The 12721-nt window shown below is 40.1% G+C and carries 5 protein-coding genes, 2 tRNA genes and 1 rRNA gene; 4 read left to right on the top strand and 4 right to left on the bottom strand.

Annotated features, from left to right (window positions below; all coding sequences use genetic code 11):
- Positions 1 to 30: 30 nt before the first annotated feature.
- From HW120_RS06420 to HW120_RS06405, 4 genes are all read right to left on the bottom strand, one after another.
- A tRNA-Ala gene (locus HW120_RS06420) sits at positions 31 to 104 on the bottom strand.
- A gap of 79 nt (positions 105 to 183) precedes the next feature.
- Positions 184 to 257 (bottom strand) — tRNA-Ile (locus tag HW120_RS06415).
- An 85-nt stretch (positions 258 to 342) separates the two neighbouring features.
- A 16S ribosomal RNA gene (locus HW120_RS06410) occupies positions 343 to 1858 on the bottom strand.
- Positions 1859 to 2581: 723 nt separating this feature from the next.
- Complete coding sequence (locus tag HW120_RS06405; protein ID WP_177732227.1) at positions 2582 to 3823, bottom strand: ABC transporter permease; 1242 nt, start codon at positions 3821 to 3823, stop codon at positions 2582 to 2584.
- A gap of 5 nt (positions 3824 to 3828) precedes the next feature.
- Between HW120_RS06405 and HW120_RS06400 the strand changes: the two genes are divergently transcribed.
- The 4 genes from HW120_RS06400 (at position 3829) to HW120_RS06385 (ending at position 12718) form a co-directional block, all read left to right on the top strand.
- Positions 3829 to 5085 carry an exo-beta-N-acetylmuramidase NamZ family protein gene (locus HW120_RS06400; RefSeq protein ID WP_177732224.1) on the top strand — a complete coding sequence of 419 codons (1257 nt, stop codon included), beginning with the start codon at positions 3829 to 3831 and terminating at the stop codon, positions 5083 to 5085.
- A gap of 14 nt (positions 5086 to 5099) precedes the next feature.
- Entirely contained in the window at positions 5100 to 6662 is a 1563-nt protein-coding gene (locus HW120_RS06395) for a histidine kinase (protein ID WP_177732221.1), read from the top strand.
- A gap of 108 nt (positions 6663 to 6770) precedes the next feature.
- Positions 6771 to 9362 (top strand): zinc-dependent metalloprotease, encoded by a 2592-nt coding sequence (locus tag HW120_RS06390; protein ID WP_177732218.1) that lies wholly within the window; start codon positions 6771 to 6773, stop codon positions 9360 to 9362.
- 14 nt (positions 9363 to 9376) lie between these two features.
- Positions 9377 to 12718 (top strand): SusC/RagA family TonB-linked outer membrane protein, encoded by a 3342-nt coding sequence (locus HW120_RS06385; protein ID WP_177732215.1) that lies wholly within the window; start codon positions 9377 to 9379, stop codon positions 12716 to 12718.
- Positions 12719 to 12721: the final 3 nt, after the last annotated feature.

Raw genomic sequence — 12721 nt, 5'->3', positions numbered from 1 at the left:
GTCAATGAACGGTTTTTCCTCTCGGAATCGTGGAGAATATCGGAGTCGAACCGATGACCTCCTGCGTGCAAGGCAGGCGCTCTAGCCAGCTGAGCTAATCCCCCAATTTGTCCCGAATTTCGAATTCAGAATTAAATTGTGAATCCCAACTTCCAGAATTTCCTTCTCTTAAGTCTAAAATAGTAGTCCCGGGCAGACTCGAACTGCCGACCCCTACATTATCAGTGTAGTACTCTAACCAGCTGAGCTACGAGACTCTGTTTCTTTCTTAAGTGTATTATTTGAACTAACAGCGAGAGTAATATTTCCCTTTCGATAAACTAAATATTTATCATTCTCTAGAAAGGAGGTGTTCCAGCCGCACCTTCCGGTACGGCTACCTTGTTACGACTTAGCCCCAGTTACCAGTTTTACCCTAGGCAGCTCCTTGCGGTCACCGACTTCAGGTACCCCCAGCTTCCATGGCTTGACGGGCGGTGTGTACAAGGCCCGGGAACGTATTCACCGGATCATGGCTGATATCCGATTACTAGCGATTCCAGCTTCACGGAGTCGAGTTGCAGACTCCGATCCGAACTGTGACCGGTTTTATAGATTCGCTCCTTATCGCTAAGTGGCTGCTCTCTGTACCGGCCATTGTAGCACGTGTGTAGCCCAGGACGTAAGGGCCGTGATGATTTGACGTCATCCCCACCTTCCTCACGGTTTGCACCGGCAGTCTCGTTAGAGTTCCCGACATGACTCGCTGGCAACTAACAACAGGGGTTGCGCTCGTTATAGGACTTAACCTGACACCTCACGGCACGAGCTGACGACAACCATGCAGCACCTTGTAAAGTGTCCGAAGAAAAAACTGTTTCCAGTCCTGTCACTCTACATTTAAGCCCTGGTAAGGTTCCTCGCGTATCATCGAATTAAACCACATGCTCCACCGCTTGTGCGGGCCCCCGTCAATTCCTTTGAGTTTCATTCTTGCGAACGTACTCCCCAGGTGGGATACTTATCACTTTCGCTTAGCCACTGAGCTTGCGCCCAACAGCTAGTATCCATCGTTTACGGCGTGGACTACCAGGGTATCTAATCCTGTTCGCTCCCCACGCTTTCGTCCATCAGCGTCAATATATTAGTAGTAACCTGCCTTCGCAATTGGTATTCCATGTAATATCTAAGCATTTCACCGCTACACTACATATTCTAGTTACTTCCTAATAATTCAAGTCTAACAGTATCAATGGCCGTTCCATCGTTAAGCGATGGGCTTTCACCACTGACTTATTAAACCGCCTACGGACCCTTTAAACCCAATGATTCCGGATAACGCTTGGATCCTCCGTATTACCGCGGCTGCTGGCACGGAGTTAGCCGATCCTTATTCCTACAGTACCGTCAATCTACCACACGTGGTAGGGTTTCTTCCTGTATAAAAGCAGTTTACAATCCATAGGACCGTCATCCTGCACGCGGCATGGCTGGATCAGGCTTGCGCCCATTGTCCAATATTCCTCACTGCTGCCTCCCGTAGGAGTCTGGTCCGTGTCTCAGTACCAGTGTGGGGGATCTCCCTCTCAGGACCCCTACCCATCATTGCCTTGGTATGCCGTTACCACACCAACTAGCTAATGGGACGCATGCTCATCTTGTACCGTTGGAACTTTAGTTATCAAACCATGCGATTCGATAACACTATGAGGTATTAATCCAAATTTCTCTGGGCTATCCCTCTGTACAAGGTAGATTGCATACGCGTTACGCACCCGTGCGCCGGTCTCAAGGAAGCAAGCTTCCTCTACCCCTCGACTTGCATGTGTTAGGCCTGCCGCTAGCGTTCATCCTGAGCCAGGATCAAACTCTTCATCGTATATTTTTAATATTGTCGATAAATTATCTAGCTTATTCTTCTACTCGAAAAATCTTACTCTCTCTTTATATGCTGTCAATCCAATATGTCTATGAACGTGTCTTCTTTTTTATTCCCCTCAAAGCCTAAGCTCTGAGCCGCTAGCCTTTCAGTTAGCGGATGCAAAAGTAGAAATCCTTTTTTAATCTCGCAAGATTTTTTTTAGTTTTTTTTTCAAGCTTCTCAAAAGCTTCTTAACTCAAAAATCCTACGCAATCTCTCAATGAACTTCCCGTTTTTGCGGGCTGCAAAGGTAAAACCTTTATTCCATTTAGCCAAATCTTTTTTGAAAAATTTTTTAATCCCTTTTTCACTCCGATTCAACCTCAATATCTAATGAACTTCGCCTTGATTGCGGGTGCAAAAGTAGCACCTTTTTACTCTTCTCCAAACTATTTCTAAACTATTTTTTGCCTTTCTACAAAACAATTACTTAACAAACTGATTACTAATCCTTAATATAACAAATTATTTTTAGGGGATTTTGGTGCAAATCCCGCTTATCCGCCACCATCCCTATTAAAACAAGGCTTCCGCAATGGTTTTTGTTGTATTTTCTTTTTACAGTACTCCTTATATATAGTATAAAAGACGAGTAAAAAATCAAAAAAAAGCCCCGGGTGATACCCGGGGCTACGCTTTTATTGCTTTAAAAATTTCTTGGTGACCACTTTTTGACCGTCATTATTCGAATCGGATTGCTTTTACCGGCGAAATCTTAGTAATAATATAGGACGGAATGAACAAAACAACCAGACACACCAGTATCGTACCTGCATTTAATGCTCCTATATATAGTATATCAATAACCACCGGCGCCTCGGTAACATAATAGTTTTCCGGATTTAGTTTGACAACTCCAAAATATTTCTGGATCAACAACACACCTATCCCGATAACATTTCCAAAAAACAGTCCTCTTATAATAAGGTATAAGGCATTGTAAAGAAATATTTTCCGGATCATCCAATTGTTGGCACCTATCGATTTCAAAATACCAATCATTTGCGTACGCTCCAAAATGAGTACCAATAGCGCCACAACCATATTAATGGTTGCCACTACTATCATAATAATAAGGATAACTACGATATTAAAGTCGAATAGTTTCAGCCATTCAAAAATATTAAAGTATTTATCCTGGATAGTCATACTATTATAGGTAGGCGGAATTTCGGAATAGATCTCCTCTCCTTTTTCTTTGATCTTTGAAAAGTCATCAATAAACACTTCAAATTCTCCTACTTCATCCTTACTCCATTTATTGATTCTCTGGACATGGCGGATATCACCCAATACATAAGAGGCATCGAATTCCTGAAATCCGGAATTATAAATACCGACAATTTCAAACCGGCGCAAATTCGGCATCTGGTTATTCCCTCCGTCCTCTTTCATAAAGAACGTATTGAATTTATCGCCTAATTTTAACTGGAGTCTGTTTGCCAGATATTGCGAAATGATCACTTCGGCATTCAAACCAGCTTTTAAATTCGGGATCCTGCCCGCTATAATATATTCTTTCAGGTTATCCCAGCTAAAATCTTTCCCCACTCCTTTAAATACAATTCCTTCAAATGCATTTTCCGTCCGGATAATCCCGGCTTTGGAAGCTGTAGCCTGAACATGGCTGATGCCTTCTACATTTTTAAACTTCGGATAAAACGGCTGATTTATAGAAATGGGCTCCACACTCACTTCGGATTGGTTGTTATCATAATTAGAAATAATAACGTGTCCGTTGAATGCGGCAATTTTCTGGCGTATTTTTTGTTGCAATCCTACTCCGGTCGCCACGGAAACAATCATCATCACAATACCGATCGCGATGGCTGCAATTGCAATTTTTATTATTGGTGCAGAAATACTACTTTTATAGTTTTTAGTAGTAATTAATCTTTTTGCTATAAAATATTCTAATCTCAAGTCTTATGATATCAAATTCGGTTTTCAAAAATACAGTTTTATTCTTGGTTTTAGCGACAGTTTCCTGTGGAAATTCTATCATTAAGAGTAAAGAAGAAAAAACAGCAACTTCAAGCAGTATTGCAGCAGCGGATTCAAAAAAGAACGAAATACTTACCGGTGCCGATAATTTTGAAAAATACCAGCCGTTGTTAAAAGGCAAAAAAATCGGGGTGGTTACCAATCAGACCGGTATTGTAAATTATAATGCTTCCCGCAAGAAAACAGCCCAACCGGTACATCTGGTTGATTTTCTTTTGGCCAATAAAATTGATGTTCAAAAAATATTTGCTCCCGAACATGGTTTCAGAGGCACTGCCGATGCCGGTGAATTAATCAAAGACGGTAAAGACACCAAAACCGGATTACCGATTATCTCCCTATATGGCAGCAACAAAAAACCAAAACCGGAACAGCTGAAAGATATTGACGTCCTGGTTTTTGATTTACAGGATGTCGGTGCGCGTTTTTACACCTATATATCTTCCTTACATTATATCATGGAAGCCTGTGCAGAGGAAAACATTCCTTTAATTATCCTGGACAGACCGAATCCGAATGGCAAAATTGTTGACGGACCCGTTTTGGAGAAAGAGTTTACCAGTTTTGTAGGAATGCACCCTATCCCAGTTTTGCACGGTATGACCATCGGGGAATACGGTAAAATGATCAATGGGGAAAAGTGGTTAAAGAATGGGATTCAGTGTCCGCTGGAGATAATCCCATGCTCCAATTACAAAAGAACGCTGGCTTACAGCCTTCCGGTGAAACCGTCACCAAATCTTCCGAATGACCAATCGATAAATTTATATGCCAGCCTGTGTTTTTTTGAAGGAACAAATGTTAGTGTAGGCCGCGGAACAGATAAACAATTCCAGCTTTACGGTTCTCCGTTTTTACCGAAATCCGATTTCAGCTTTACGCCATCGCCCAATACCGGTGCTAAAGAACCGCCTTACAACGGAAAGTTATGCTATGGTGAAGACCTGTCGCAGGCTACTCCCGTTTCCCGTTTAGAATTGAAGTGGCTGATAAAGGCGTATCAGGAAACTACCGATAAAAAAGCTTTTTTCAACAGTTTCTTTAGTAAATTAGCCGGCACTAAAAAGTTACAACAACAAATCGAATCCGGACTGAGCGAAACGGAGATCCGGAAAACATGGGAAAAAGGGCTGACTGCTTTTCAAAAAACAAGAGCACCTTACCTTATATATGAAAACTAAACACTGATTTATCTTTGCGATTTCCTTTAAAAAATACTATTTCCCGAAGAACGTTTTTAATAACCAGTCTTGGCGTCATTGTTATGACCATGATTGCTATTTATTTTTTGAGCAACCTGATCACCAAAATCACCGAAAGATCCAATCAGGAAATTGCACAAAGAAGTTTTTTAAAGAAATATGATGTTTTCCAGCAGGAGTTTTCGCGATTACTGGAGCAGAAAAAGAATGTCAACCAGGTTTTAAAAATCAGTACCGACAAGAATCTGGCCAACAACCTTTCGGTTTTAAATGCGATCCAGCTTAGCAATCCCGTTGTTATCTCCAATTGGTTCCAGATTAACAACGGCAAAATTTACAGCAACAGTTCTTCTCAAAAAACGTCTTTTGAAAAGAATCTCAATCTGCTGGTCGATCCTATTAATAAGGAAGAAAACACCAGTCTTATTCTCCGCAAGGGCGATACTTTAATCTGGCGCAATTATTTTAAAATCAGAAAAGACGAAACAACGGCCATCCGTTACGGTTATGATGTTGATTTAAAAAAGCTGCATCAGTATTTTTCCACGATAGATGAGAATGCGCCGAACTATGCTTTTGTGTTTGACAAAAACGGTACCTGCATTTTCCATCCGGATATTGAAAAGAACGGTAAAAACATTTTTACTTTTTCCAACCTGAAGCCTTCCGATACTATTTTCAAAAGGAAAACGGACTACAATGAGGAGATTGCCATGTCGGAATACCTGCAGCTGGACGTTATCCGCTTTGTAAAACCGCTTCATTTTGAGGGTATCGACTGGTACATCTGTATTAACTTCCCCAAAATGATTGCCGATGAGAATGTAAACAATGTCAAAAAATATGCTTCGGCCATTTACCTGACCACGACATTTATCCTGGTTTTTGTTTTCTATCTGTTCAATCGTGCCAACCGGAAGGAATATCTGGAAAAAGAAGCCCTGATCAAGGACAAAAACAATTTATTACTGGAAAACGAAAAGGTTACCAAAGAGAAAGCGCTGATTCAGCTGCAACAGCTGAAGGAACAGATCAATCCGCATTTTTTATTCAACACGCTGAATTCACTCTATATGCTGATTGATGTCAATGCACAAACCGCTAAAAAGTTCACGCTGAATCTTTCCAAAATTTACCGTTATCTTATCGATCCGCCGCAGGAAAACATCGTTCCGTTGAGCGATGAGCTATCGTTTATAGAGAAATATATCTTTTTACAGATGACGCGGTTCAATGAAGAATTGCAGTTTTCCATTGAAATTGAAGAAGATTCGGGTCTGATTAAAGATATTCCATACCTGGCACTTCAGATTTGTATTGAAAATGTGATAAAGCACAATTCTGCGACCATCGAATCGCCTTTAAAAACCCGCATTATTATTAAAAAAGACAGCGTAATTATTAGCAATAATTTACAAAAAAAGGCCAGTCCTGAACAAAGTAATAATTTTGGGCTGAAATATTTACAAAGTATATATAATTATTATTCGAAAAAAGACTTCAAAACATTTGAAGAAAACGGAAATTTCATTTGTATCCTACCCCTTATTGATTAAAAAAAGAGCACTCACTCTCAAAAAATAGCCACTCACTCCGTTTTGTTTTTTTATCGCCGCCAAAGCTTCTAAATTTCGCGATAATTATTTAACCTAAACTTAACATAGATGAGCAAAAAGGCATTCATATCAAACACAAAATATGTATTGATATTATTGTTTTTACTAAGTAATGTTGCCGCATTTTCCCAAAAGAAAAAGCAAAAAGACACAAAATCAGAAACGACAAAAGACACTACGATTACAAAAACAAAAGGTTACGCAGAATTATTAAAAAAAGGAACTTTGAAAAAAGGGCTTTTTAATACGATTCAGGTCAAGACCGATATTTATTTTGAAATTCCCGATAGTTTAATGGGGAGAGAATTCCTTGTGGTAAACAAATTATCGCAAGTACCGATGCAGGTTAATGAAGCCGGATTAAACAAAGGAATGAATTATGAAAACAAAGTAATCACCTTTTACAAAGATACGGTTGCCAAAAAAGTATGGGTGAAATCATTCCTGCCAAAAGTTTCTTCACCGGAAACGGATGCGATAACCGAATCGGTAAAAAACAATTTTTCGGAATCCATTATTGAGGTTTTTGACATTGAAACCAAAAACAGTGATTCGACAGCAGTAGTCATTAAAGTAAACAAGATCTTTGACGGAAAGCAGAAGAGTTTTAACGATGTACTGAGTTCGATTGGATTTGGCGGATCTGTTAAGTCTGATTTATCGTATATAGAAAGTGTAAAGACCTTTCCGGGCAATGTGGTGGTAAAATCGCAATTAACGACCTCTATCAGCGAAGGCGGACCTGCTTTATCCGTAACTTTAGGTGTTACCAGCAATATCGTATTGTTGGACAAGGTTCCGATGCAATCCCGCTTTTTAGACAAACGCATCGGTTATTTTACAGAAAAGCACTGGTATTTTAACGATACCCAGCATGCCATGGTTGAAAAGGAATTGATCACCCGCTGGCGATTGGAACCTAAAAAAGAAGATGAAGCAAAATACCTGAAAGGGGAATTGGTAGAACCTAAAAAACCTATAGTGTATTATATTGACCCATCCACTCCGAAACAGTGGAGACAATATATTATTGACGGGGTACATGACTGGCAGGCCGCTTTTGAAAAAGCAGGATTCAAGAACGCAGTAATCGCTAAGGAACCTACCGAAGCCGATACCGATTTTGATGTAGATGATGTGCGCTATTCGGTAATTACCTATGCTGCTTCACCAAAAGCAAATGCAATGGGCCCGTCTGTAGTAGACCCGAGAAGCGGTGAGATATTAGAAGCCGATATTATCTGGTGGCACAATGTAATGACCTCTTTGCACAGCTGGATGCGTATCCAGACCGGACCAATAGATCCGAAAGCCAGAGGTAATAAATTTAGTGATGAACACATGGGAGAAGCGATCCGTTTTGTTTCTTCGCATGAAGTGGGGCATACTTTTGGATTAAAACACAATATGGGCTCTTCTTTTGCGTTTGAAGTAGATTCACTTCGTTCCAAAGCGTTTACTGAAAAGATGGGCGGAACAGCACCTTCAATCATGGATTATGCCCGTTATAACTATGTGGCACAACCGGAAGACGGTGTTACAGCGATTACTCCTAAAATTGGAGAATATGACAAATATGCGATAGAATGGGGATACCGATGGTATCCAGATGAAACGGAAGAAAAAACAAAATTGAACGCTTTAATCACAAAACATCAGCATGATCCTATTTACTTTTACGGTGAACAGCAGGACGGTGCGGCTATAATTGACCCTCGTTCTCAGTCGGAAGACTTAGGAAATGACGCTGTTAAAGCCAGTGAATACGGTTTAAAGAATTTAAAACGCGTTGTCAATAATATACTGACCTGGACATACGACAAAGACGAGTCTTACTATGAAACCGGGAAATTATATATCGGAACTATCGGGCAATGGCAATTATACAACCGTCATGTACTGAACAATATTGGCGGTGTGTATCTGAACACTACAGTACACGGTGACAACAAGGCCAGTTATATTCCGGTTCCGGCAGCAATGCAGCGAAAAGCAACCGATTATTTGCTTAGAAATGTGATTACAATTCCGGAATGGTTGTTTTTCAATTCAATACTTGACAAAACCAATCCATTAAAAGATTCGCCGGTTGGCCCTTATGAATATACGCCTTATACCCTGTCGAGAGAATTGCAGTATGGTATTTTATATGATCTTTTCAGCGATGAGCGTTTGCTTCGTATGATTGAAAACGAATTGTATCAACGAAACAACAGTAAAGATAAATTGTTCACGGTAAGTAATTTGTTTGGTAAAGTACATCAGCAGATCTTCGGGGCTACTCTTCAGAATAAATCACTATCCATTCTGGAGCGTATGACACAAAAGAACTATGTAGATGTATTGATCGTTTCCACAAACAAACTGTTTGAAAAAACGGATGCCAAGAAATCGCTACAGTTTTCGAAAACACTGAGTATGCCAACCTTATGTAACCATCTTCATGAAGATCGAATGGTGCGAAATATCAACCAGTCTTCTTTAAAAAGAGTTACCGAGGTAACATCCGAAAAGAAAGGAGAATTAAACAAGATTCTGCAACTGTTAAGATTGAAGAAGAATACCGGAAACCAGGAAACCCGAAATCATTATGCCGATTTAATTAATCGTATTGACAAAGCACTAAACAATCCACTATAAACTGACTGACAAAAATGAAAAAACTAATTTTTTTAATGGCTATCCTCCTCTCCTATGTTAGCCATGCCCAAGAAACCAGGACGGTTACCGGAAAGGTAACCGATTCCCAAGATAAGTTACCTATGCCGGGTGTTTCGGTATATGTTGAGAACCAATCCATTTCCAACAAAACGGAACAAAATGGTATTATTCAGAGTACCGGTGTCGGAACAGTTACCGATATGGATGGGCATTTCAAATTGGAAATTTCCAAAGATGTAAAAAGCCTTCGGGTTAGTTTTATTGGCTACCAATCATATCTGATTGACCTGTCGTCACAAAGTAACTATAATGTTTCTTTGAAAGCCGACATGAATCAATTGCAGGAAGTTGTGGTTACGGGTTATCAGAAAATTGAGAAACGTAAACTTACAGCTGCCCTGACTAAAGTAGACATGGAGAACATTCAGCAAGCCGGTGTTGCCAGCGTTGACCAGTTATTGGCGGGTCAGGTTGCCGGTGTAGCCGTTACTCCCGGAAATGGTGCCCCGGGTGGTGCTGCAAAAATCAGGATCAGGGGTACTGCCTCTCTTTCCGGACCGCAGGATCCGCTATGGGTATTGGACGGACTTCCGTTAGAAGGAAATGACGTTCCGAAATTTAATGACAAAGACAATATTGACCAGTTGAATAACTTTTCTATTGCCGGTTTAAATCCGGATGATATTAAAGATATTACTATTTTAAAAGATGCCGCTGCAACAGCAATTTATGGTGCAAGAGCGGCTAACGGTGTTATCGTGATTACCACTAAAAAAGGTAAAAAAGGAAGAATGGCGGTGAATTTCACTGCCAATACCTTCGTAACGCAAAAACCGGATTTTTCGAAGTTAAATTTAATGAATGCCGACCAGAAAGTGGATTTCGAACTGGCTTTGGCAGGACGTTCTGATTTAACCTACAGAGACGGAAACGGTGAAATTTCCCGTATCCTTAACGGTGCCGGCGAATTAAGCGCTTACAGAACCGGTGGATTCTCTGCATTGACTCCGGGAACGCAGCAGGCCATTAACGCTTTGCGTAAAAATCAAACCAACTGGGGCGATTTATTATACCGTACAGCCGTGAACAAACAATACGGATTGAGTATTTCCGGTGGTGGTGAAAAATCAGATTACTATTTCTCATTAGGATACTATGACGAAAAAGGAGCGACCATAGGAACCGGTTTTGAAAGATATAACCTTACGTTAAAAAACAATTACGAATTATCAGACAAGTTTAAAGTAGGTGTTGGTTTATTCGGAAGTCAGAGTAAAAATACTTCCTATATTTCCGATACGGATGCTTTTACCAATCCTGCTAATTATTCCCGTAGTGCTAATCCGTATTTATCACCAATTGATGCCAACGGTAATTATGTATATGACAAAGATATCCAGGGATATTCGGATCGTTATGTTCCGTTCAACTTCCTGGAAGAAAGAGAAAACACTTCGTATGAATTAAAAACAAGAGCATTAAAAGCGATTTTTGATCTGGAGTATAAAATCACCAATGATTTAAAACTGACTTCTCAAATCGGTTTACAGCTGGATAATTCCGGTACCGAAAAATATGCCGGAAAAGAAACATATTTCTCCCGTAAGGAAAGAGAAAAAACCAGACGATACAGCAATGGAAATTATTACTATTTCTTACCGGATGGCGGGATCATTCAAAACTGGAATACCGATTTTTTCCAGTATAACGTAAAAACACAGTTAACCTACAACAAGACTTTCAATGAGAAACACGAATTAGACCTTCTTGTGGGTAATGAGTTAAGAAGAACCTATAATACGAGTATCTATACCAGAGGATTTGGTTATGACCGTAAAACCGGAAACACTATTCAGCCAATTTTCCCGAATCAGGAAACGGCAAACAGTTCCGATTATAAAATGTACAACAGAACGAAAAACGAGAATGCTTTTGCTTCTTTCTATGCAACAGCTTCGTATACCTACGACAGAAAGTATACTGTTTTCGGAAGTGTGCGATATGACGGTTCCGATCTATTCGGAGTGGATCCTAAATACAAATACCTTCCGTTATGGTCTATTTCCGGTTCCTGGTTAGCTTCAGAAGAGAACTTCTTAAAAGACAATGTTCCGACAATTAGCAATTTAAGACTTCGTGCTTCTTACGGTTTACAAGGAAATATAGACAAAGGTACTTCTCCGTTCGTAGTAGGAAACTATAACAACACCAGTATTCTTCCGGGACAATCGGAGCCGACTATTGTGGTGACCAGTCCTCCAAACAGCAAATTGCGTTGGGAGAAAACAGAAAACGTTAACTTTGGTCTGGACTTAGGTGTTTTGAAAAACCGTATTAATGTAGCAGCAGATTTATATGGCAGAAAGAGTACCGATTTATTAGGTATCCGTGCTTTACCGCTTGAAAACGGTTTCGAATATACAAACATGAACTGGGCTCAGGTAACGAACAAAGGTTTTGAGATTTCATTATCGACTAAGAACATTGATAATCCTAATTTCAAATGGTCTACCAACTTTAACTTTGCGCATAACAAGAGTAATATTGACCGTGTAGAAGTGAGAGCGAACAGCTACCTGCCATCAGGAGAAGGCTATCCGGTTAATGCCGTTTTCGCTTTGAAAACTGCCGGAATCGATGCTAATGGCTATCCACAGTTTTTAAACAACAATGGTGAAGTAGTTAGCGCTGTGAATTTCTTTAAATTGTTTGACCCGTATGCCGATTTCCTGCCGGGAGAATTATCCCAGTCTGCTTTAAGCGCATCGGAATTCAGAAATTTATTCACCTATATGGGTGACCAGGATCCTAAATTTACAGGAGGTTTTATCAATACTTTTAAGGTTAAAGATTTCGATTTAACGGTTTCAACAGCTTTTAATTTAAAACAAACGGTTGTTAAAAGACCACCATACAACGGAACACAAGTGGACAGAGGTCAGAACTTCACCACAGATATTTTAAATGCATGGTCGCCTTCCAACCCGAATTCTAACTTACCGGGAATCGTAGGTCAGCAATCCGGTACCGGAGATTCCTGGATGGCATACCAGTGGTTTGCAAACGCATCGCCAATTAACACTTATGCGCTTTTGGATACCTGGGTAGAAGAAATGAGTTATTTAAGAATCAGCAGTATTCGTTTGGGGTATTCCTTACCGAAAGCGGTAACTGAAAAAATGAGCATTCAGAATGTTCGATTCAGCGTTGAGGGAAGAAATCTTTTCGTTATTAGTTCTGATTACAAAGGTTATTTTGATCCGGAAACATTTGGTAACATTTATGCACAGCCAATCCAACGATCAATAACATTGGGTGTAAACTTAACTTTTTAAAAA

Source organism: Flavobacterium inviolabile (assembly GCF_013389455.1).
In the GTDB taxonomy this organism is placed as follows: Bacteria; Bacteroidota; Bacteroidia; order Flavobacteriales; family Flavobacteriaceae; genus Flavobacterium; species Flavobacterium inviolabile.
This window is presented reverse-complemented; position numbering and strand designations above follow the sequence as displayed.

What these genes read in the sequence shown, in the direction of transcription:
- HW120_RS06400 (WP_177732224.1), top strand. Translation starts at nt 3,829, where the DNA reads ATGATATCAAATTCGGTTTTCAAAAATACAGTTTTATTCTTGGTTTTA.
- HW120_RS06390 (WP_177732218.1), top strand. Translation starts at nt 6,771, where the DNA reads ATGAGCAAAAAGGCATTCATATCAAACACAAAATATGTATTGATATTA.
- HW120_RS06385 (WP_177732215.1), top strand. Translation starts at nt 9,377, where the DNA reads ATGAAAAAACTAATTTTTTTAATGGCTATCCTCCTCTCCTATGTTAGC.